General features: G+C 43.6%; 15 protein-coding genes and 2 tRNA genes. 16 read left to right on the top strand and 1 reads right to left on the bottom strand.

The window, feature by feature from the left end:
• The first annotated feature begins 20 nt into the window (after positions 1-20).
• From lptB to asnS, 16 genes are all read left to right on the top strand, one after another.
• Positions 21-845 carry an LPS export ABC transporter ATP-binding protein gene (gene lptB, locus NQ544_RS08935; RefSeq protein WP_006848349.1) on the top strand — a complete coding sequence of 275 codons (825 nt, stop codon included), beginning with the start codon at positions 21-23 and terminating at the stop codon, positions 843-845.
• 132 nt (positions 846-977) lie between these two features.
• The gene (gene tig, locus NQ544_RS08930; RefSeq protein WP_006848348.1) at positions 978-2,336 is read left to right on the top strand and encodes a trigger factor; all 1,359 of its coding nucleotides are present in this window, start codon (positions 978-980) and stop codon (positions 2,334-2,336) included.
• 134 nt (positions 2,337-2,470) lie between these two features.
• Complete coding sequence (gene clpP, locus NQ544_RS08925) at positions 2,471-3,133, top strand: ATP-dependent Clp endopeptidase proteolytic subunit ClpP (RefSeq protein WP_006848346.1); 663 nt, start codon at positions 2,471-2,473, stop codon at positions 3,131-3,133.
• Positions 3,134-3,198: 65 nt separating this feature from the next.
• The gene (gene clpX / locus NQ544_RS08920; RefSeq protein WP_006848345.1) at positions 3,199-4,428 is read left to right on the top strand and encodes an ATP-dependent Clp protease ATP-binding subunit ClpX; all 1,230 of its coding nucleotides are present in this window, start codon (positions 3,199-3,201) and stop codon (positions 4,426-4,428) included.
• Between the two features lie 76 nt (positions 4,429-4,504).
• Positions 4,505-6,685, top strand: coding sequence for a DNA helicase RecQ (recQ, locus tag NQ544_RS08915; RefSeq protein WP_006848344.1), 2,181 nt, complete (start codon positions 4,505-4,507; stop codon positions 6,683-6,685).
• A 103-nt stretch (positions 6,686-6,788) separates the two neighbouring features.
• Positions 6,789-8,273 carry an IMP dehydrogenase gene (guaB, locus tag NQ544_RS08910; RefSeq protein WP_006848343.1) on the top strand — a complete coding sequence of 495 codons (1,485 nt, stop codon included), beginning with the start codon at positions 6,789-6,791 and terminating at the stop codon, positions 8,271-8,273.
• 14 nt (positions 8,274-8,287) lie between these two features.
• The gene (locus tag NQ544_RS08905) at positions 8,288-9,274 is read left to right on the top strand and encodes a peptidylprolyl isomerase (protein WP_006848342.1); all 987 of its coding nucleotides are present in this window, start codon (positions 8,288-8,290) and stop codon (positions 9,272-9,274) included.
• A 19-nt stretch (positions 9,275-9,293) separates the two neighbouring features.
• The gene (locus NQ544_RS08900; RefSeq protein WP_006848341.1) at positions 9,294-10,748 is read left to right on the top strand and encodes a peptidylprolyl isomerase; all 1,455 of its coding nucleotides are present in this window, start codon (positions 9,294-9,296) and stop codon (positions 10,746-10,748) included.
• Between the two features lie 50 nt (positions 10,749-10,798).
• Positions 10,799-12,400 (top strand): OstA-like protein, encoded by a 1,602-nt coding sequence (locus NQ544_RS08895; protein ID WP_228023683.1) that lies wholly within the window; start codon positions 10,799-10,801, stop codon positions 12,398-12,400.
• Between the two features lie 42 nt (positions 12,401-12,442).
• On the top strand, positions 12,443-14,311 hold the full coding sequence (gene mutL / locus NQ544_RS08890) for a DNA mismatch repair endonuclease MutL (protein ID WP_006848339.1): 1,869 nt from the start codon (positions 12,443-12,445) through the stop codon (positions 14,309-14,311).
• Positions 14,312-14,462: 151 nt separating this feature from the next.
• Positions 14,463-15,635 carry an OmpA family protein gene (locus tag NQ544_RS08885; protein WP_006848338.1) on the top strand — a complete coding sequence of 391 codons (1,173 nt, stop codon included), beginning with the start codon at positions 14,463-14,465 and terminating at the stop codon, positions 15,633-15,635.
• 335 nt (positions 15,636-15,970) lie between these two features.
• Positions 15,971-16,045 (top strand) — tRNA-Val (locus tag NQ544_RS08880).
• 51 nt (positions 16,046-16,096) lie between these two features.
• A tRNA-Val gene (locus tag NQ544_RS08875) sits at positions 16,097-16,171 on the top strand.
• 128 nt (positions 16,172-16,299) lie between these two features.
• Complete coding sequence (gene purB / locus NQ544_RS08870) at positions 16,300-17,646, top strand: adenylosuccinate lyase (RefSeq protein ID WP_006848336.1); 1,347 nt, start codon at positions 16,300-16,302, stop codon at positions 17,644-17,646.
• Between the two features lie 94 nt (positions 17,647-17,740).
• Entirely contained in the window at positions 17,741-19,174 is a 1,434-nt protein-coding gene (locus tag NQ544_RS08865; protein WP_040553403.1) for a pseudouridine synthase, read from the top strand.
• Positions 19,175-19,329: 155 nt separating this feature from the next.
• Positions 19,330-20,757, top strand: coding sequence for an asparagine--tRNA ligase (gene asnS / locus NQ544_RS08860; protein ID WP_006848333.1), 1,428 nt, complete (start codon positions 19,330-19,332; stop codon positions 20,755-20,757).
• Positions 20,758-22,037: 1,280 nt separating this feature from the next.
• Here the strand turns inward: asnS and NQ544_RS08855 are convergent.
• Positions 22,038-22,787 (bottom strand): Abi family protein, encoded by a 750-nt coding sequence (locus NQ544_RS08855; RefSeq protein ID WP_244263576.1) that lies wholly within the window; start codon positions 22,785-22,787, stop codon positions 22,038-22,040.
• Positions 22,788-22,953: the final 166 nt, after the last annotated feature.

Raw genomic sequence — 22,953 nt, 5'->3', positions numbered from 1 at the left:
TGCAGCCAAATTAGCTAATTATGGACGAAATTAACAATAACGAACAGCAAAATCAGAATTCTCTGGTTTTGCGAACAGAGGGATTGGTGAAGCGCTATGGTAAACGAACGGTTGCCAATGGGGTTTCTATCAATGTGAAGCAAGGAGAAATTGTGGGATTACTGGGACCTAATGGTGCTGGTAAGACAACTTCTTTCTATATGACAACTGGACTTGTTGTGCCTAATGAGGGACATGTCTTTCTGGGAGATCAGGAAATTACTGATTTCCCTGTATACAAACGTGCCCGTGCGGGAATCGGATACCTGCCTCAGGAGGCCAGTGTTTTCCGCAAGATGAGTGTTGAGGACAATATACTTTCAGTCTTGGAAATGACAGGAAAACCACGTAGTTATCAGTTGCAGAAATTAGAGAGTCTTATTAGCGAGTTTCGTCTCAATAAGGTTCGTAAGAATAAGGGTGACCAGCTTTCCGGAGGTGAGCGCCGCCGTACAGAGATTGCCCGTTGCCTGGCTATTGACCCAAAGTTTATCATGCTCGATGAGCCATTTGCTGGTGTTGACCCTATTGCGGTAGAAGATATTCAGCATATTGTATGGCAGTTGAAGTATCGCAATATCGGTATTTTGATTACCGACCATAATGTACAGGAGACTCTGACCATTACAGACAGAGCCTATCTGCTGTTCGAAGGTAAGATTCTTTTTCAGGGCAAACCAGAGGAATTGGCAGAGAATAAGATTGTGCGCGAAAAGTATCTGAGTAACAGTTTTGTGCTCAGAAAGAAGGACTTTCAGCTCATAGATGAGCAAAAAAGAGCCAAAGAAACAGCGTCTGATGGTTAAAAAATCATTTTTTTCTCTTATATATTAGGTATATCCATTAAAAATGTGTAATTTTGCAAGCCAATTGCGGTTATACACGAAAACTGTAGAATTAAAGAAAATATTAACAATAATAAAATAACAAATATCAAGATGAAAATTTCATTTGAAAATCCTGACAAGATTAATGGTCTTTTGACCCTCGTTGTCGAAGAGGAAGATTACAAGAATGATGTCGAGAAGACATTGAAAGATTATCGTAAGAAGGCTAATGTTCCAGGTTTCCGTCCTGGTCAGGCTCCTATGGGTATGATTAAGCGTCAGTTCGGTCCATCTGTAAAAATGGAAGCTATCAACAAGCTCGTTGGTCAGCAGATTTACAAGTATGTACAGGACAACAATATCCAGATGCTCGGTGAGCCTCTCCCATCAGAGAAGCAGGAGCCAGCTGACTTGGAGAATGGTACTTCTTTCACATTTATGTTTGATATCGCTGTTGCTCCAGAGTTCAAGGTAACTCTCAATGGTCGCGACAAGGTTGATTATTATAACATCACAGTTGATGATAAGATTCTCGATCAGCAGATTGATATGTACGCTCAGCGTGCAGGTAGCTACGAGAAGGCTGAGAAGTACGAGGAGAATGACCTTTTGAAGGGTGACTTGCGTGAGCTTGATGAAAATGGCAATACCAAGGAAGGTGGTATCACTGTAGAGGGTGCTATCCTGATGCCTAGCTACATCAAGGTTGACGAGCAGAAGAATCTCTTCAACGATGCTAAGCTCGGTGATGTAATCACATTCAACCCTAAGAAGGCTTATCCAGAGAACGATACTGAGGTTTCTTCACTCCTGAAGATTGAGCGTGAAGCTGTTAAGGACTTGGAGTCAGAGTTCAGCTTCCAGATTACAGAAATCCAGCGTTTCAAGAAGCATGAGATCAATGAAGAACTCTTTAAGCAGGTTCTCGGTGAGGATACTGACGTGAAGGACGAGGCTGCTTTCCGTGCAAAGATTGCAGAGGGCTTGCAGGCACAGCTCGTTAACGACTCAGATTATAAGTTCATTCTCGACGTTCGCGAGCACTGCGAGAAGAAGGTAGGTGAATTGCAGTTCCCAGATGCACTCTTGAAGCGTATCATGTTGGCTAACAACAAGGATAAGGGCGAGGAGTTCGTCGAGAAGAACTATGCTGAGAGCATCAAGGAGTTGACATGGCATCTTATCAAGGAGCAGCTTATCAAGGCTCAGGATATCAAGGTTGATGACAATGACCTGATGGAGACAGCTAAGGAGGCAGCTCGTGCTCAGTTCGCTCAGTATGGTATGAACAACATTCCTGAGGAGTACATTGAGAACTATGCTAAGGAAATCCTCAAGAAGGGTGACGCTACAGATGCACTTGTAGATCGCTCTATCGATCGTAAGTTGGCTGCAGCTCTGAAAACAGCTGTAAAACTCAACGAAAAGGAGATTTCTGTAGAAGATTTCAACAAGATGATGCAGGAATAACATTTTTTTGAAAAAAAACTTCAAATAAATACGAGGTTATCGACTTTTTTTATTATCTTTGTTCCACCGAACGAGAAATAAGGGTCGATAACCTCTTTTTTCGTATGGTTTAAAACGTAAAATACTATATAGATATGAACGATTTTAGAAAATATGCAACCAAGCATCTTGGTATGAATGGTATGGTGCTTGATGATGTTATTAAGGCACAGGCTCAGTATATGAACCCTTACATCTTGGAGGAGCGTCAGCTGAACGTTACTCAGATGGATGTATTCTCTCGCTTAATGATGGACCGTATCATCTTCCTGGGTACACAGATTGATGACTACACCGCAAATACATTGCAGGCGCAATTGCTGTATCTGGATTCTGTAGATAGTGGCAAGGATATTTCTATCTATTTGAATAGTCCTGGTGGTAGCGTTACTGCCGGTTTGGGTATTTATGATACCATGCAGTTTATCTCTAGCGATGTTGCTACTATCTGTACAGGTATGGCTGCTTCTATGGCTGCCGTGCTGCTCGTTTCTGGTCAGGAGGGTAAGCGTTCTGCTTTGCCTCATAGCCGTGTCATGATTCACCAGCCATTAGGAGGCGTTCAGGGTCAGGCTTCTGATATTGAGATTGAGGCTCGCGAAATCTTGAAGATGAAGAAGGAATTGTATACTATCATTTCAGACCATTCTCATACTCCTTATGATAAGGTTTATGCTGATAGCGACCGTAACTATTGGATGACAGCTGAAGAAGCCAAGGAATATGGAATGATAGATAATGTGTTGGTTCGTAAATAACGAATTGTTTTAAGTAAATATGCGTATATATAATAAGGTGCGCAAGAAGAGATAATAATTATAATATGCCAAAGAAAGTATGTAGCTTCTGTGGAAGATCAGAAAATGAAGTCAGATTACTCATTACGGGTATCAATGGCTTCATTTGCGAAGATTGTGCTAAGCAGGCTTATGAAATTATACAGTCTACAGGGGTCTTAGCTCCTAAAGCTGGGGAGGGTAAGTTTGTTCTCAAAGAGGTGCCAAAGCCTGTAGAGATCAAAAAATACCTGGATGAATATATCATCGGTCAGGATCAGGCTAAGCGCAATTTGGCTGTCGCTGTATATAACCACTACAAGCGTTTGCAGCAGCCAAAGGATGAAGATGGTGTAGAAATCGAAAAGAGTAATATCATCATGGTTGGTAGTACCGGTACAGGTAAAACCTTGTTGGCGCGTACAATAGCTAAGATGTTGGATGTTCCTTTCACCATTGTTGATGCCACTGTATTTACTGAAGCAGGTTATGTGGGTGAAGACGTTGAAAGCATCTTGTCGCGTCTGTTGCAGGTTGCTGATTACGATGTGGCTGCAGCAGAAAGGGGAATTGTGTTCATTGATGAGATTGATAAGATAGCCCGCAAGAGCGATAATCCTTCTATCACGCGTGATGTGAGTGGCGAAGGTGTACAGCAGGGATTGTTGAAACTCTTGGAAGGTACCATGGTTAATGTTCCGCCTAAGGGTGGACGCAAGCATCCTGATCAGGATTATATCCATGTAGATACCAAGAATATCCTGTTTATCTGTGGTGGTGCTTTTGACGGTATTGAGCGTAAAATAGCTCAGCGTATGAATACGCACGTAGTAGGCTATAATTCGGTTCAGAATGTAGCTAAGATAGATAAGAAGGATTTGATGCAGTATATCCTTCCACAGGATTTGAAGTCTTTTGGCTTGATACCTGAAATTATCGGTCGTTTGCCTGTGCTTACTTATCTCAATCCGTTGGATAGGGAGGCTTTGCGCAAAATCTTGGTTGAACCTAAGAATTCAATTGTCAAGCAGTATCAGAAATTGTTTGAGATGGATGGCATCAAGTTGAAGTTTGATGAGGAAGCACTCGATTATATCGTAGATAAGGCGGTAGAGTATAAATTGGGTGCTCGCGGACTTCGTTCTATTGTTGAAGCTGTGATGATGGATGCTATGTTTGAGATTCCATCAGAGAAGGTTAAATCATTCACTGTTACGCTGGAGTATGCCAAGCAGCAGTTGGATAAATCTCATCTCGGACAGTTGGAAACAGCATAAATCAGTTGGGCTTTTCGCCCAATTGAATGCTATTTAATCGTATATATAGACATATATAATATAATAATAGGTGGATATGACAGAACAGGTTAATCTTACAGGACAGTTGAAGCATTATTTCGGCTTCGATTCGTTTAAGGGTGATCAAGAGGCAATCATCAGAAATTTGATGAGTGGCAATGATACTTTTGTATTGATGCCTACAGGTGGCGGTAAGAGTTTGTGTTACCAGTTGCCTTCGCTCATTATGGAGGGCACAGCTATTGTGATTTCTCCTCTGATTGCTTTGATGAAGAACCAGGTAGATGTTATTAATAGTTTGAGTGAAAGTGATGGCGTGGCTCATTATCTCAATTCATCATTGAATAAGTCGGCTATTGAGAAGGTGAAGAATGATATTCTCAATGGTACGACCAAACTCCTGTATGTTGCACCTGAATCTTTGACGAAAGAAGATAATGTTGAGTTCCTTAAAACAGTAAAGATTTCGTTCTATGCCATTGATGAGGCTCACTGTATCTCTGAGTGGGGACACGATTTCAGACCGGAGTATCGTCGTATTCGCCCTATTATTAACGAAATAGGTGTTGCACCTGTGATAGCGCTTACAGCTACTGCAACAGATAAGGTACGTACTGATATCAAGAAAAACTTAGGCATCATGGATGCCAAAGAATTCAAGAGTTCTTTTAACCGTCCTAACTTGTATTATGAGGTGCGCCCGAAGAACAAGGATATCGATCGTCAGATCATCATGTTTATTCGTCAACACAAAGGAAAGAGTGGTATTATCTATTGTCTCTCCCGTAAGAAAGTAGAGGAATTGGCAGAGGTATTGAAAGCCAATGAAATCAAAGCGGCTCCTTATCATGCCGGTCTTGATTCGGCTACCCGTTCTCAAACCCAGGATGATTTTCTGATGGAGCGTATTGATGTCATTGTTGCTACTATCGCCTTCGGAATGGGTATCGATAAACCTGATGTCCGTTTTGTTATTCATTATGATATACCCAAGAGCTTGGAAGGTTATTATCAGGAAACAGGTAGAGCCGGACGTGATGGAGGCGAGGGTATATGTATCGCCTTCTATGCCCGTAAAGACCTCAGAAAACTGGAAAAGTTTATGGAGAACAAACCTGTAGCAGAACAGGATATCGGCAGACAGTTGTTGCAGGAAACGGCTGCCTATGCAGAATCGTCTGTCTGTCGCAGAAAAATGTTGCTTCATTATTTTGGTGAGGAATATCATGAAGAAAACTGCCATAACTGCGACAACTGCCTGCATCCTACAGAAAAATTCGAGGCTAAGGATGCGCTGCTCGTTGTTTTGGAGTCTGTTGCTGCGGTGAAGGAGAATTTCCGCCAGGAATATATCATCGATTTTGTAAAGGGACGTGCTACTGATGATATCGTTTCTCACAGGCATGATGAACTGGAGGAGTTTGGAGCAGGAGAAGATATGGATGCCAAAGTTTGGAATCCTGTTATCCGTCAGGCGTTGATAGCCGGTTATCTCAAGAAAGATGTAGAGAACTATGGCCTTTTGAAGTTGACAGCTGCGGGTAAGCGTTTCATTAAGAATCCTGAATCATTCATGATCGTTGCGGATAAGGAATTCTCTGATGATTTTGATGGAGCGCCTCTGAGCGAGCATAATACAGGTGCTTTGGATCAGACACTTTTCTCCATGTTGAAAGACTTGCGTAAGACAGTAGCAAAGAAGCATAAATTGCCGCCTTATGTTATTTTCCAGGATATTTCTCTGGAACAGATGGCAACGATGTATCCTGTAGATATGCAGGAATTGCAGAACATACAGGGAGTTGGAGCCGGTAAGGCAAAGAGGTATGGTAAGGAGTTCTGTAAATTGATCAATCAGTATTGTGAAGAGAATCTGATAGAGCGTCCTGAGGAATTACGTGTCAGGACAGTTGCCAAGAAATCAGTCTTGAAGGTAAGCATCATTCAGAGCATAGACCGCCAGATAGATCTTGATGATTTGGCAGAAGCAAAAGGTTTGGATTTCTCAGAATTGCTTGACGAAATAGAGGCTATCGTTTACAGCGGTACCAAGCTGAATATCGATTATTTCATAGAGGAAGTTGTGGATGATGACCATGTAGATGACATCTACGATTACTTCATGGAGAGCGATACTGATGATTTGAATGCGGCTCAAGATGAATTGGGTGAAGACTACAATGAAGACGAAATTCGACTCGTCAGAATCAAGTTTTTGTCCGAACAAGCCAACTAATCACGTTAAATAGCATTAATAAGGTAAGATTTTCGTGAAAAGCGAACTCTATCTGAGAAATTATTGCTAAATTTGCACGCAATAAATTTTTAAAGGTTACAATATGTCATCATTTGTTGCAGATAAAATTGTAATGGACGGTCTCACTTACGACGACGTCCTTCTTATCCCTGCGTATTCAGAGGTACTACCAAAACAGGTAGAGTTGAAAACCAAGTTCTCTCGTAACATCGAGTTGAACGTTCCATTCGTTACAGCAGCGATGGACACCGTTACCGAGGCTTCAATGGCGATAGCTATCGCTCGTGAAGGTGGTATCGGTGTAATTCACAAGAACATGACCATTGAGGAGCAAGCTCGTCAGGTTGCTATTGTGAAGCGTGCTGAGAATGGTATGATTTATGACCCTGTCACCATCCGTCGTGGCAGTACAGTGAAGGATGCTCTTGATATGATGCATGATTATCATATCGGTGGTATTCCTGTGGTAGATGATGAAAATCATCTTGTAGGTATTGTTACCAACCGTGATCTTCGTTTTGAGCGCCACATGGACAAGAAGATTGATGAGGTAATGACTAGCGAGAATTTGGTTACCACTCACATCCAGACCGACTTGGTTGCTGCTGCTGCCATCCTGCAGGAGAATAAGATTGAGAAACTCCCTGTAGTTGACAGCGAGAATCACCTGGTAGGTTTGATTACTTACAAGGACATCACAAAGGCTAAGGACAAACCTATGGCTTGCAAGGATGCCAAGGGACGTCTTCGTGTGGCTGCCGGTGTGGGTGTTACTGTAGATACATTGGATCGTGCCAAGGCTTTGGTTGAGGCAGGTGCTGATGCTATCGTTATCGATACTGCTCATGGTCACTCTAAGGGTGTAGTTGAGAAGCTCAAGCAAGTTAAGGCTGCCTTCCCACAGGTAGATGTTGTGGTAGGTAATGTGGCTACTGGTGAGGCTGCCAAGTATTTGGTAGAGAATGGTGCTGATGGTGTTAAGGTAGGTATCGGTCCTGGTTCTATCTGTACTACTCGTGTGGTTGCCGGTGTTGGCGTTCCACAGTTGAGTGCTGTTTATGATGTATATTCTGCTCTGAAGGGCACAGGTGTACCTTTGATAGCTGATGGCGGTCTTCGTTACTCAGGTGATGTTGTGAAGGCTTTGGCTGCCGGTGGTAGCTGCGTCATGATCGGTTCTTTGGTTGCTGGTACCGAGGAGAGCCCTGGTGATACCATTATCTTCAATGGCCGTAAGTTTAAGAGCTATCGTGGTATGGGTTCTTTGGAGGCTATGGAACAGAAGAATGGTTCTAAGGACCGTTACTTCCAGGGTGATACCAAGGATGTCAAGAAATTGGTTCCAGAGGGTATCGCTGGTCGTGTGCCTTACAAGGGAACTGTCCAGGAGGTCATCTACCAGCTGATTGGTGGTTTGCGTTCTGGTATGGGATATTGTGGTGCTGCTACCATCGAGAACTTGCACAATGCCAAGTTCGCTCGTATCACAAATGCAGGTGTGTTGGAGAGTCATCCACATGATATCACTATCACTAGTGAGGCTCCTAACTATAGCCGTCCTGAATAATATAATTAGGAAATATGAAGTTTTATGCACTTATAGCGGCAATGCTCCTTTCGGGGAGCATTGCTTTTGCTCATACCGACCCAATTGTTATGATTATTGATGGTCAATCTGTCAAGAAGTCGGAATTTGAGTACTTTTATCAGAAAAATCATTTGGGAAATACGGTTGATTCTAAAAGTGTCAAGGTGTTTACCGATGGCTTTGTTGATTATAAGCTGAAAGTGCAAGCTGCTAAGGATGCTCATCTCGATACTTTGCCTAATATCAGACGTGTGTTGAAACGATATGATGATGTCGAGCCATGCGAGTTGATGCCCGATAAAGGCAGTGTTCATGTTGCACATATCCTCTTGAGATTGGGACAGAAAGCATCTTACCGGGAACAGGAGGTGGTGGAAAGAAGAATCGATTCTATTTATCAGGCTCTTTGTAAAGGTGCAGATTTTGCAGACCTGGCAAAAAAGTGTTCTGATGATAAAGGGTCTGCGGTCAATGGGGGAACTTTGGCATGGTTTACAAAAGGTCAGACTGTGCAGGCTTTTGAAAAAGTAGCTTTCTCTCTGCGAAAGGGTGAGATTAGTAGACCGTTTATGTCTGAGTTTGGTTATCATATCGTCAAGTTGCTGGATAAACATGATGATGGTAATCAGAAAAAATATGTTGCTGATGCTAAGGTAGAAAATTGGCGGGGAACCTACCAGCAGCAGGAGGAAGTAGAAAACCTTTTGCTGAATGAAATCTGCCAGCGTAATATTTGGGATAAGGCTGCTGCTGATAAAAAAGGTCTGGCTGCCTTCTATGCCAAGAATAAGAAAAAATACAAATGGGAAATGAAGCGCCTGAAGAAGATGAAGGTTAATCTGCCCCGGAATGGCGAATACTCGGATGTGGTACTTGCTGACTATCAAGACTCGTTAGAGAAACAATGGGTCGCACAATTGAAGAAGAAATATAAGGTGGTGGTTTTCCATAGCATGTTGACCACTCTCAATATACATTAATATATTATAGAAACAATACATGAATACTGGATATAAAATGACAATGGCATTTATAGCCCTGCTGATGATAGTAGGAATAAGTGCTAGTGCAACTAGAGCAAGCCGTAGTGCTTTGGCTCATGAGGCTGATTCTGCAAATATCAAGCAACAAGCTGCTGCCGATTCTCAGAAAATCAATGAGGGTAGTGTGGTTGATGAGGTAATTTGGGTTGTCGGCGATGAGGCTATCTTGAAGTCAGACGTCGAGGTAACCCGTTTGCAGGCTGAGGCTGAAGGTATTAAATATACTGGTGACCCAGACTGTTCTATTCCTGAGCAGATTGCCGTTCAGAAACTGTTTCTCCATCAGGCAGCTATCGATAGTATCGAAGTATCTGAGTCAGAAGTCATGAATGGTATCGACGAACAGATCAACAGTTGGGTTTCCATGATTGGTTCTCGTGAAAAACTGGAGGAGTATCGCAAGCAAAGTATCACCCAGATGCGCCAGCAGATGCATGATGATTTCAAAAACCAACAGCTGATTCAGAAGATGAAGCAGGAACTGGTGAAGGATATCAAGGTGTCTCCAGCTCAGGTACGTAAATACTTTAAGGATTTACCTGCCGACAGTATCCCTTTTGTTCCTACAGAGGTAGAGGTTGAGATTCTTACCATGCAGCCACGTATTCCTCTTGAGGAGATTAACCGTGTGAAAAATCAGTTGCGTGAGTTTACTGACCGTGTGAATAAGGGTGAGACTTCTTTTGCTACTTTGGCTCGTCTTTATTCTGAGGATCCGGGTTCAGCCCGTATGGGTGGCGAGATGGATTATATCGGTAGAGGTATGTTGGATCCTGCGTTTGCAAATGTAGCATTCAATCTTACCGACCCTAAGAAAATCTCAAAGATTGTTGAGTCTGAGTTTGGTTATCATATCATCCAGTTGATTGATAAGCGTGGTGATAAGATTAAGTGTCGCCATATCCTGCTCAAGCCTCAGGTTTCTCAAGATGCTATTGATAAGTCTATCGGCCGTCTGGATTCTATCGGTAATGATATCCGTGCCGCTAAGTTTACCTTTGAGCAGGCTGTTGAAGCATTGTCTGATGATAAGGATACCCGCAACAACAAGGGTTTGATGGCCAATGTTACTCCTGACCAGTCAAGAACTTCCCGCTTCCAGATGAAGGATCTGCCTACCGAGGTTGCCCGTACGGTAGATACAATGAAGGTAGGTGAGGTTTCTGCACCTTTCACGATGGTGAATTCCAAGGGTAAAACCACTTGTGCTTTGGTAAAACTGGTAAGCCGTGTTGACGGACATAGAGCTACTATTACCGAAGATTTTCAGGTGATGAAGGATGTAGTGTTGGCTAAGGAGCGTGCCCAGACCTTGCACGATTGGGTAGTCAATAAAATCAAGCAGACTTATGTTCGTATGAACGATCGCTATAAGGATTGTAAGTTTGAATATCAAGGTTGGATTAAATGATAAATAAAAGATTAAATAATCATATCAGAGGGCATAGAATCATATCGGTTATGGTTCTATGCCTGTTTGGGTTTTGTCTGATGCAAGCCATGCAGGCTCCAAAGAAGCATGCCAGAAAACGCCCTCATGGTGACCGCGTATATCTTTTGCATGCAGATGAATTGTACTATGATATGTTCGGAAATAATCCTGATGCCCAGATATTGAAAGGTAAGGTCTCTTTCTTGCATCAGGGCAGTCATCTTACCTGTGACAGCGCGTATTTCTATCAGGCTTCTAATTCCGTGAAAGCTTTCGGACATGTTCATTACCGGCAGGGAGACACCTTGTCACTCACTTGTAATAGAGCAGAGTATGATGGGCAGATGCAGATGATGAGAGCACGCAAGAATGTGGTCTTGCATCATCGTCGGCAGACTTTGCGTACTGATAGCTTGGATTTCGACCGCTTGTATAATATGGCAAACTTCTTTGACGGCGGAACGCTGATTGATGGTAAGGATAAGCTGGTTGCCGATTGGGGTGAGTATCATACCGAAACGCGCGAGGCTAAGTTTGTCTATAATGTCAAGTTGCGCAGCGGCAAGGATGTTGTTACCACCGATACTTTGTATTACGATGTCCGTAAGTCAAAGGCTCACATGGTAGGACCTTCTAAGATTGTTTCCGGTGCAAGTGTTGTCAAGACCGAAGACGGATATTATGATACTAAGACCGATAGAGCACAGCTTTACGGACGCTCTACGGTTATGGATAAAGACAAGACGCTTACGGGTGATACGCTCTATTATGTAAAGGATGGAGAGAGTACCGGATATGGTAATGTGGTTTATGTAGATAAGAAGAACAAGAATTCCCTTACTTGCAATTATCTGCGTTACAACGAGAAAACCGGTAATGGCTTTGCCACCCGCAATCCTGTAGCGATCGACTATTCGCAGAAAGATACCCTTTGGGTTCATTCTGATACCATGCGTATCAATACCTTCCATATCAATACCGATTCGGTATACCGTAAGGTGCATGCTTATCCTAAGGTCCGTGCCTATCGCCTGGATATGCAGGCCATCTGCGATTCCCTGGTTTTCAATTCTCAGGATTCCTGTATGACCATGTATAAGGATCCTATCGTCTGGAATGGTAACCGTCAGTTGCTGGGCGAGAAGATTCTGGTCTTCATGAACGACTCTACCGTTCGTTTTGCCCATGTCATCGGACAGGCGCTGTCTGTAGAGCAGATGCCGGATAGTGTTCATTTCAATCAGATCAGTTCTTCTGAGATGAAATCTTACTTTGAAAAAGGTGAGATTAAACAAGGAGAGTCTATCGGTAATGTGCAGACCATCTATTACATGACGGATGATAAGGACAGTTCGCTCATTGGCTTGAATTATCTGGAGACCGATACCATGCGCATGTATATGGCACCTGGCAGGAAGATGGAGAAAATCTGGACCAATAAGTTTACGTCTACCATGTATCCTATGACGCAGATTCCGCCGGCAAAATATAAACTTAACAATTTTGCCTGGTTCGAGGACTTGCGTCCTAAAGATAAGAATGATATCTTTGTATGGCGTGGTAAATCCAAGGGCTCCGAACTCAAGAACATTAAGCGTCATGAAGCTCCACTTCAGAAACTGACTGACTGATTATAATGAAGCATCATTTTCTTATATGATAAATATTTAGAGATGAGTGATATTATTCAACTTTTACCCGATTCTGTTGCCAATCAGATAGCAGCAGGTGAGGTTATACAGCGTCCGGCTTCAGTTATCAAGGAGCTGGTCGAAAATGCAGTCGATGCGGGTGCCAGGAATATCCATGTCACAGTTACCGATGCTGGCCGTACCAACATCCAGGTGATAGATGATGGAAAAGGTATGTCTGAAACAGATGCTCGTTTGGCTTTCGAACGTCATTCTACTTCCAAAATCCGTAAGGCTGATGATTTGTTTGCACTTCGCACCATGGGCTTCCGTGGCGAAGCTTTGGCGTCTATAGCTGCTGTGGCTCAGGTAGAACTGAAGTCAAGACAGGCTACCGACGAGATAGGAACCCTGATACGGATTTCTGGTTCCCGATATGAGAAACAGGAGCCATGCTCCTGTGCTGTGGGAAGCCTCTTCTCTGTCAGCAATATCTTTTATAATGTACCCGCGCGAAGGAAGTTCCTGAAGTCCAATTCTACAGAGTTGAACAATATTCTGACGGCTTTCGAGCGGATTGCATTGGTAAATCCTCAAATCACCTTTACTTTACATAGCAATGGTACCGAAGTATTCAATTTGCGTGCCGCTAATTTGCGTCAGCGCATTCTCGATGTCTTCGGCAAGCGTTTCAATCAGGAACTCCTGCCGGTAAATGTAGAAACCACTATGTGTAAGGTGTCTGGATTTGTGGGCAAACCTGAATCTGCCAGAAAGAAAGGTGTGCATCAGTTCTTCTTTGTCAACGGGAGATACATGAAACATCCTTATTTCAATAAGGCTGTGATGGCTGCTTATGACCGTCTGGTTCCTCAGGGTGAACAGGTGCCTTACTTTCTGTATTTTGATGTAGATCCGAAGGATATTGATGTGAATATCCATCCTACGAAGACTGAAATCAAATTCGAGAATGAGCAGGCTATCTGGCAAATCCTCTCGGCTTCAGTCAAGGAGTCCATCGGTATGTTCAATGATGTACCTACCATTGATTTCGATACCGAGGATAAACCGGACATCCCTGTTTACAATCCTGAGATGAGTACGGCTGCTGCACCGAAGATCAGTTTGAATCCTGGTTATAATCCGTTCAAGTCTTCCTCTTCCACGGGAGCAGTCCCTATGGGATCAGGCTTCTCTGTTCCTAAGTCGAAACCGCAGGTGGATGAAAAATGGGAACAGCTTTATGAAGGACTCAAAAATCAGGATGATGTGCAGGGGATGGAACAGACCATGGTGTTTTCCGATGATTCTAGTCGGGATAATACGCCAGACAGTATCATTGCAGAGAAATCGCCAGCCCATTATCAGTATAAAGGTAAGTATATCATGACTGCGGTAAAATCGGGATTGATGATTATCGACCAGCATCGTGCCCATGTGCGTGTCTTGTTCGAACAGTATTTGCGCCAGTTGGCTGACCGGACCTTTCATTCACAGAAAGTCCTCTTTCCTGAGGTTGTGCAGTTCCCGATGTCTGAGAAGGTAATCTTTGAAAAGATCCTGCCTGAAATGGAATCGATGGGCTTTGAACTGGAAGATCTTGGAGGCGGAAGCTATGCCGTAAATTCAGTTCCTGGCGGACTTGAAGGATTGAATCCTCTTAAACTGGTACAGGACATGGTTTCTTCTGCAGTAGAAAAGGGCGTATCAGCCATTGATGAAATCAATCAGACTTTGGCTTTGAGTCTGGCTCGCCAGGCTGCAATACCTCAGGGGCAGATATTGAGTAATGAAGAGATGGAGGGGCTGGTGAATGATCTTTTTGCCTGCCAGAATGTCAATTATACGCCCGACGGAAAGTCGGTACTTTGTATCCTCCGTCAGCAGGAAATAGAGCATCTTTTAGGTTAAAAGCAGGGAAAAATCCCGTTTTACTTAAAAAAGTTAACGAAAATTGCTATTTTTTTTAGAAAATGAAGGTTATTTCAAAAAATAGTATTATCTTTGCTCCATCATTCAGAAGGTATATATATATATAAATTGATTTTTAAATTGTAAAGTTATGAAAAAGTTATTAGCAGTGCTAGCATTGGCTAGCGTAACAATGGGCTGTATGGCTCAGGATGCAGCAACTACTGAGAAGTATAGCGTTGCAACAAATTCTTTCTGGAGCAATTGGTTTGTTCAGGCAAACGTTGCTGGTTCTGCATTCTGGGGCAACCAGGAAGAGGGCAATGGTTTCTCTAAGAGCCCACTCAAGGGCTTCAGAAACAATCTCGGTTTCTCTGTTGCTGTAGGTAAGTGGTTCACACCAGGTCTCGGTCTCCGTACCAAGTTCAATGGCGTTTGGGGCCGTACAGTAGTTTCTGAGAATAAGTCAACAAATGCAAATAAGTATTGGACTTTGAATGAGCAGGTTTTGTTCAATGTTAGCAATATGTTGTGTGGTTACAACGAGGCTCGTGTTTGGGATTGCATCCCTTACGCAGGTTTTGGTATTAACCGTAACATGAGCGCTAACTGCTATGCTCCTGTAGTTGGTGTTGGTATCTTGAACGAGTTCAAGATCAATAACAAGTGGGCTGTCAACCTTGATGTAAACTATGCAGTAGGTGCTAACGACTATGATGGTTACACAGGTGTATTGGCAGGTGCTAAGCCTAGCACATCTCGCTCTATCGACAATGTGATTGCAAGTCACGACCGTTCTTTGAATGTTGAGGTCGGTGTTACATACAACTTGGGTAAGGCTACTTGGAACAAGGTTCCAGATGTTGATGCTATCAACGCTCTTCATCAGTCAGAACTCGACGCTCTCAATGCTAAGTTGAACGATGCTAATGCAGAGAACGACCGTTTGAAGAATCTCTTGAACAACCAGAAGCCTGTAGAGGAAAAGGCAGTTAAGGAGTATGTTGCTACTCCAGTTTCTGTATTCTTCAACATCGGCAAGTCTAAGGTTGCTTCTAAGAAGGATCTCGTAAACGTACAGGCTCTCGCTCAGTATGCTAAGGACAACAACGCTAAGTTGGTAGTTAACGGTTATGCTGACAGCGCTACTGGTTCTGCAGCTGTTAACCAGAAGATTTCTAAGGCTCGTGCTGAGAAGGTAGCTGAAGAGCTCGTTAAGTTGGGTGTTGCTAAGGAGAACATCGTAGTTAAGGCTAACGGTGGTGTTAAGGATTTGACTCCTGCTTCTTACAACCGTCGTGCAACTGTTCAGGTTGGTGAGTAATTATACAGTATATATAATATAAGGTATAAAAATAGAATAGGGCATTCTTCCTCGTGAAGAATGCCTTTTTTGTTTCTTTGAATTTCTTAAAAGAACTTTTCTTTCTCAATAAGTACCTTTTGGAGTTGAAAGAGGTTTTGCTGTCCCATCGTAGGTACTTTCTCTTGGTTGGCTGTTTTTGGCAATTGAAATGCAAAAACTGACCGTTTTTACCCTGAATATTGAGGAAAAACACCAGAAAATGCACTTTTTTGAAGAAAAAACGAAAAAAGTTTCTGAAAAATTTGGTGGAACCAAAAAAAAGTCGTACCTTTGCAACCGCTTACGAAAAGTAAGGGCGCTTAGCTCAGCTGGTTTAGAGCATCTGCCTTACAAGCAGAGGGTCGGCGGTTCGAATCCGTCAGCGCCCACGGGGGTGTTCCCTGTGATTCACTTTTGTGGTTGCAGGGACTTTTTTTAGAGGGCGTTTAGCTCAGCTGGTTTAGAGCATCTGCCTTACAAGCAGAGGGTCGGCGGTTCGAATCCGTCAACGCCCACAATGGTGAAGGTCTTTCAACAAACGTTGAGAGACCTTTTTTTTGCTTTTAAATTATTTTATCACTATTTTCTCTGTTTTCTCACGATAATTTATTAATTTTGCACCCTATATATAATACGTATTGTTATGAATTTAGATTTATTGACTGCCATATCACCAATTGATGGTCGTTATAGGGGAAAAACAGAGCAGCTCGCTAACTACTTCTCAGAGTATGCTCTCATTCGTTATCGTGTACGCGTAGAGATTGAATACTTCATTACTCTATGCGAGTTACCTTTGCCACAGCTTGCTTCTTTCGACAAGTCGCTGTTCGAACGTCTGCGTGACATTTATCGTAATTTTGACGAAAATGAAGCACAGCGCGTAAAAGACATCGAGAAGATTACCAATCACGATGTAAAGGCTGTTGAGTATTTTATCAAGGAAGAACTCGATAAGATCGGAGGCTTGGATGCTTACAAGGAGTTTATCCATTTTGGTTTGACATCTCAGGATATCAACAACACAAGTGTGCCTCTCTCTGTAAAAGAGGCTTTGGAAGAGTGCTTCAATCCGCAGGTTGAAGAGCTGATAGCACAGCTCCAGACTTATGCTGATGAGTGGAAGGATGTGCCTATGTTGGCTAAGACTCACGGACAGCCTGCTTCACCTACCCGCCTGGGCAAGGAAATCATGGTTTATGTTTACCGTCTTACCGAGCAGCTCAATTCTCTCAAGGCTTGCAAGATTACAGCTAAGTTCGGTGGTGCTACCGGTAACTACAATGCTCACCATGTAGCTTATCCACAGTATGACTGGAAAGCATTCGGTAACAAGTTTGTCAGCGAAAAACTCGGTTTGGAACGCGAGCAGTATACCACACAGATCAGTAACTATGACTACCTTGGCGCTATCTTTGACGCCATCCGTCGTATCAACACCATTATCATCGACTTAGACCGTGACTTCTGGATGTATATCTCTATGGATTACTTCAAGCAGAAGATCAAGGCAGGTGAGGTAGGCTCAAGTGCGATGCCTCACAAGGTGAACCCTATCGATTATGAGAACAGTGAAGGTAACCTGGGCATAGCCAATGCCATTCTTCAGTTCTTGGCACAGAAACTTCCGGTTAGCCGCTTGCAGCGCGACCTTACTGACAGTACCGTACTCCGTAACATCGGTGTGCCTCTCGGTCATAGCGTCATTGCTATCCAGAGTACATTGAAGGGCTTGCGTAAACTGATTCTTCACGAGGAGAAACTGCAGGAAGATTTGAATAATACATGGGCAGTTGTAGCTGAGGCTATCCAGACTATCCTTCGCCGTGAGGCATATCCACATCCTTACGAGGCATTGAAGGCGTTGACACGTACCAACCAGCACATGACTGAGGAAACTATTCATGAGTTTATCCAGGGATTGAATGTGAGTGATAGTGTTAAGGCTGAACTGATGGCAATCACACCAAGCAATTATACAGGTATCTAATATACACAAAGGAATTTTGTAGTTTTAGTACATATATATAAGTAAAAATTAGATTTATTAACCCAGCCGTGAGGCTATTAAGTATTTTAAGAAAATGGATTCAGAATTTGAAAACAAACCTCAAGGTCAGTCTTCTGAGAATGAGAGAACCCGTGAGGGCTACAACCCAGCAGGTGGTTATCAGAAGAGTTATCGACCAGTAGGTCGCACACAGCGTCCTCGTATCAATTCACATCGCGCATACAGCAGCGACAGAAGTAGCAGTAACAGCGAAGGCGGTTTCCGTCCTGAAGGTTTCGGTGCTGTCTTGCAGAGTACAGGCAGCAGCGAGCGTCCACAGCGCAGCAGCTATCAGAGCCGTGGTGGTTATGGTAACAGCAACCGTGGTGGCTACCAGCCACGTCAGCAGGGAGGCTATCAGTCTCGTCCTCAGCAGGGTGGCTATCGTCCTCGTTACAACAATAATGATGAGCAGGGTGGTTATCAGCCTCGTCAGCAGGGTGGCTATCAGCCACGCCAGCAGGGCGGCTACCAGTCTCGTTCTCAGCAGGGTGGTTATGGTAATAACAACCGTGGTGGTTATGGTCGTCCACAGGGTGGCGGCTATGGCAACAACCGTGGTGGCGGCTATGGTCGTCCTCAGCAGGGTGGTTATGGCAACAACCGTGGCGGTTATGGCCGTCCACAGGGTGGTGGCTATGGCAACAACCGTGGTGGCGGTTTCCGTCAGCACACTCCTGGTTACGATCCAAATGCTAAGTATAGCATGAAGAAGCGTATCGAATATAAGGAGGAGAACATCGACCCAACAGAGCCATTGCGCTTGAACAAGTTCCTCGCCAATGCTGGTGTATGCTCTCGCCGTGAGGCTGATGAGTTCATCCAGGCTGGTCTGGTAACTGTCAATGGTGAGGTAGTTACCGAGTTGGGTACCAAGATCCTTCGTACCGATGAGGTGAAGTTCCACGACGCTCCTGTAACTTTGGAGAAGAAGGTATACGTATTGCTCAACAAGCCAAAGGATTATGTTACAACCAGCGATGATCCTCAGCAGCGCAAGACTGTGATGGACCTCGTAAAGGATGTTTGTCCTGAACGTATCTATCCTGTAGGCCGTCTCGACCGTAATACAACAGGTGTACTTCTCTTGACCAACGATGGTGACCTGGCTTCTAAGCTTACTCACCCTAAGTTCTTGAAGAAGAAGGTTTATCACGTTCACCTCGATAAGAACCTGACAGCTCACGATATGGATCAGATCCGTGAGGGTATCACCTTGGAAGATGGTGAGATCAAGGCAGATGCTGTAGAGTATGCTGATGATCGCGACAAGGCACAGGTTGGCATCGAGATTCATAGTGGCAAGAACCGTATCGTGCGCCGTATCTTCGAGAGCCTCGGCTATCGTGTTACCAAGCTCGACCGTGTACAGTTCGCAGGTTTGACTAAGAAAAATCTCCGTCGCGGTGACTGGCGCTTCCTTACTGAGAAGGAGGTAGACATGCTCCGCATGGGTGCTTTTGAATAAAAAACAATAATATGGAGTTAAGGAGTTGAAAGGAGTTAAGACAAGTGCTTTATTAGCTGGGAGTTTTTATATGGTAAGGATTCTTGGTTTGTAACAATTGTCTTAACTCCTTAACTCCTTAATTTCTTTAACTCCTTGAAGCATTAATATTAACAATGGAAAAAGTAAAAAGAACTAAAGTTGTAGACTTGCTCAAGAGTACAGCCTACGGCTCAATCGTGAATGTCAAGGGATGGGTTCGTACCCATCGTAGTAGCAAAGCAGTCGATTTTATCGCTCTTAACGATGGTTCTACTATTAATAATATTCAGATAGTAGTCGACCCATCAAAGGTCGATGAGAATCAGCTCCGTCAGGTTACTACTGGTGCTTGTATCAGCGCCGTAGGTACGCTGGTAGAAAGCCAGGGTGCCGGACAGAGTGTTGAGATCCAGTGCGAGAGCATCGAGATTTACGGTCTCTGCGGCAGCGACTATCCTATGCAGAAGAAGGGACAGAGCTTCGAGTACATGCGTCAGTATGCTCACCTCCGTCTCCGTACCAATACCTTTGGTGCCGTAATGCGTATCCGCCACAACATGGCGATGGCTATCCACACCTACTTCCATGAGCATGGATATTTCTATTTCAATACTCCGCTCATCACAGCCAGCGACTGCGAGGGTGCTGGTCAGATGTTCCAGGTTACAACCAAGAACCTCTACAACCTGAAGAAGACCGAGGATGGCAAGATTGACTATTCTGATGATTTCTTCGGCAAGCAGACTTCATTGACCGTTTCCGGTCAGTTGGAGGGTGAGCTCGGTGCTACAGCACTCGGCGCCATCTATACCTTCGGTCCAACCTTCCGTGCAGAGAACAGTAATACTCCTCGCCACCTGGCTGAGTTCTGGATGGTAGAGCCTGAGGTTGCTTTCCTGGATATGGACGGTTTGATGGAGTTGGAGGAAGACTTCATCAAGTATTGTATCCGTTGGGCACTGGAGCATTGCAAGGACGATCTTGCTTTCTTGAACAAGATGATTGACAAGGGTCTGATTGCCCGTCTGGAAGGCGTATTGAATTCCGACTTCGTTCATCTTCCATATACCGAGGGTATCCGTATCCTTCAGGAGGCTATTGCCAACGGTAAGAAGTTTGAGTTCCCATGCGAGTGGGGTGATGACCTGGCTTCAGAGCATGAGCGTTTCCTCGTAGAGGAGCACTTCAAGCGCCCGGTTATCATGACCAACTATCCTAAGGCTATCAAGGCATTCTATATGAAGATAGACGAGGAGGAGAGTGGTTTCGGTGGCAAGAGCGGTCAGACCGTTCAGGGTACCGACGTACTGTTCCCACAGATTGGTGAGATTATCGGTGGTTCTGTCCGTGAGGAGAGCTATGACAAGCTGATGGGTGAGATAGAGGCTCGCAACATCCCTATGAAGGATATGAACTGGTATCTCGATACCCGTAAGTATGGTTCATGCCCACACGCAGGTTTCGGTCTCGGTTTCGAGCGTCTGATTCTCTTCGTAACCGGTATGCAGAATATCCGCGACGTGATTCCATTCCCACGTACACCCAAGAACGCAGAATTCTAGAATAAAAAAATGAAGCCTGTTTCGATGTCCTTCGAAACAGGCTTCATTGCTCTTCGCAAGTACTTGCGTCAGCTTATGGATATATGGTGAGCGAAAAACAGGGCACCCCTTTGGGTGCCCCGCCACCAATTAAACGGTTCGGGTTCCAGCCACAAAAGAGGTTATAGAGGTTGAATATCTGCATGAGAAAAAGTTTTTTCTCGATTTTATTGCCACATTTGCCACACGCATATTAACTTACTGGCATACAATGGTTTAATAGTGGCAATATGCCCTATTTCTATTGTCACCTTATTGTCACCTATTGCCACACCCTAGGTGTACAAAAACCGGCGTAATTGGCTGATATTCAGGTGCTTCTTGCTTACTTTTTGTTTTTCTATTCATTGGAACGCTTGGTGCAACGACTGAACAAAACAAGGGTTTTTGCGTTCAATATAGCCCCTTTTTTCGTCTTTTTATCACCAAAAATGGAAGTGAGGCTTACTTTAGATTCAAAAAAGGCTTATTTGAAATCCCAAAAAGGCTCTTTCGAACTTCAAAAGAGCCTTACTTGATAATGGGTAGGATGCTCCTGAAACTGCGTCACGACGTAATTTCTCCTGCATCGTTGGCGGAAAAACTCTACCTCCCTCTCATATACTGATAGCTTCGATAAGCATATCGTTGTATCTGTCTATCACATCGTCATAGATACTTTTCCGATATTCACATCAATGACAGTATATATGATAAGGTGTAATGTGCAGCCAGTTTAAGTAAGTAGATGAAATCATGTACGTCATTTAACAAGTTTATACGTTTCATTGAGTCGATAGATATGACTGCGTTGGGTTAAAGATACGACTGCGCTGGGCGGAAGATTCGACTGCGCTGGGTTAAAGATTCGACTGCGTTGGGTGGAAGAGTCAATTTCGTTGGCTGAATAATATGGCTGCGTTGGCTGAACGAAATAGCTCTGTTAGCTGAATGAAGTACTTGAGTTATCAGAATGAAGCACTTGAGTTATCAGAATGAGACGGCTTGGTATAATACGATTCGCTAGTCTGTTAGGCGTTCGGGGCTTACTGTCCAGCCTTTATTAAAGGTAAAAGAAAGTGCGTCATGGACTGATGACACACCCTCTTTGAAATATTATACTTCTTTCCTATTCTTAAGCACCCAACCTCCAAATTGTATGAAGCTCCTATATATAATAAGGTGTAGGGCCGTTAATTAAAAAGCAGTCGATAGTGAAAAGTTCACTGCCGACAGACTAACTTGTTTTTGAGTCTGTAAAGTTATCTCCATAGGGGCTCGGAAATCCAATTTTCAGGAAAACCCATAGCGGTCGGATCTACCTGTGAATAAGAAGCGAGTAAGGATTTGAGCTTGTTCTTGAAGTCCAATCCGTATCCCATGGAATCAAGCCAATATGCAATACAACAGGCTATAGCATATACTTTGTTTGCATCTACACCTTCTATGTTCACCCATGCACCACGTAAAGAAGCGCTCATTTGAGGAGCTGTAGAAAGATAACGGTTCCAGAGGCGTGAGTGGTGAGCGCAACAGTTTCTCAAGACAGTTACGCTACGCATCCAGCTTTCCAATACCTCATGCTGAGGAAGATTGAACTGACGAGCTACACGCTTCTTCAATTTCTTGTCACAGAAATTGTAATAGAGTTTTGAAAGCGTACCGAAAGATGCCAGTTCAAGAGTTTTCCATGCTGGTGGGAAAATTGGCTTGTCATAGTTGCGCCTATGCTCCTTGATAAAGTCCTCTTTACTACGTTGAAGCTCTCTGTCTATGGAGTTCATATTCTCAATAAACTTATGTTCGTCATCAGCAAGGCTTGTATCAAAGAACCAAAATGGTCCATGTTCCAATGAGAACTCTTGTATAATTTTTGTGCGCAAAGCTATCTCTAATCGTTGGATAGCTTTGAACATCAAGTCTCTCAACTCCATATCAAAGTTGTAGAGAGCTACGGCATCTTCAAATCTACTATTAGGCTTAAATTGATGTGAAGTTTTATCTGCCTCCATTGGACGAAGGTATTGAACAAAACGAAAATAACTGACCTCTCCAAGAAATTTTGCAGTCTTGGATGAATCAGCAATATTTAAGCCTCTACTTTTTAGTAGTTCTATTTGTTCAGAAATAGAAAGAGCCTGCTTAGTGTATAATCTTAATGTACTCATAAAAAGCAAA

This window comes from Segatella copri DSM 18205 (genome assembly GCF_025151535.1).
GTDB classification, from domain to species: Bacteria; Bacteroidota; Bacteroidia; order Bacteroidales; family Bacteroidaceae; genus Prevotella; species Prevotella copri.
This window is presented reverse-complemented; position numbering and strand designations above follow the sequence as displayed.

Coding starts and splice junctions, on each gene's coding strand:
- tig (WP_006848348.1), top strand. CDS start 978: ATGAAAATTTCATTTGAAAATCCTGACAAGATTAATGGTCTTTTGACC.
- purB (WP_006848336.1), top strand. CDS start 16,300: ATGAATTTAGATTTATTGACTGCCATATCACCAATTGATGGTCGTTAT.
- NQ544_RS08885 (WP_006848338.1), top strand. CDS start 14,463: ATGAAAAAGTTATTAGCAGTGCTAGCATTGGCTAGCGTAACAATGGGC.
- recQ (WP_006848344.1), top strand. CDS start 4,505: ATGACAGAACAGGTTAATCTTACAGGACAGTTGAAGCATTATTTCGGC.
- clpP (WP_006848346.1), top strand. CDS start 2,471: ATGAACGATTTTAGAAAATATGCAACCAAGCATCTTGGTATGAATGGT.
- NQ544_RS08895 (WP_228023683.1), top strand. CDS start 10,799: ATGGTTCTATGCCTGTTTGGGTTTTGTCTGATGCAAGCCATGCAGGCT.
- mutL (WP_006848339.1), top strand. CDS start 12,443: ATGAGTGATATTATTCAACTTTTACCCGATTCTGTTGCCAATCAGATA.
- lptB (WP_006848349.1), top strand. CDS start 21: ATGGACGAAATTAACAATAACGAACAGCAAAATCAGAATTCTCTGGTT.
- clpX (WP_006848345.1), top strand. CDS start 3,199: ATGCCAAAGAAAGTATGTAGCTTCTGTGGAAGATCAGAAAATGAAGTC.
- NQ544_RS08865 (WP_040553403.1), top strand. CDS start 17,741: ATGGATTCAGAATTTGAAAACAAACCTCAAGGTCAGTCTTCTGAGAAT.
- asnS (WP_006848333.1), top strand. CDS start 19,330: ATGGAAAAAGTAAAAAGAACTAAAGTTGTAGACTTGCTCAAGAGTACA.
- NQ544_RS08905 (WP_006848342.1), top strand. CDS start 8,288: ATGAAGTTTTATGCACTTATAGCGGCAATGCTCCTTTCGGGGAGCATT.
- NQ544_RS08855 (WP_244263576.1), bottom strand. CDS start 22,787: ATGGAGGCAGATAAAACTTCACATCAATTTAAGCCTAATAGTAGATTT.
- guaB (WP_006848343.1), top strand. CDS start 6,789: ATGTCATCATTTGTTGCAGATAAAATTGTAATGGACGGTCTCACTTAC.
- NQ544_RS08900 (WP_006848341.1), top strand. CDS start 9,294: ATGAATACTGGATATAAAATGACAATGGCATTTATAGCCCTGCTGATG.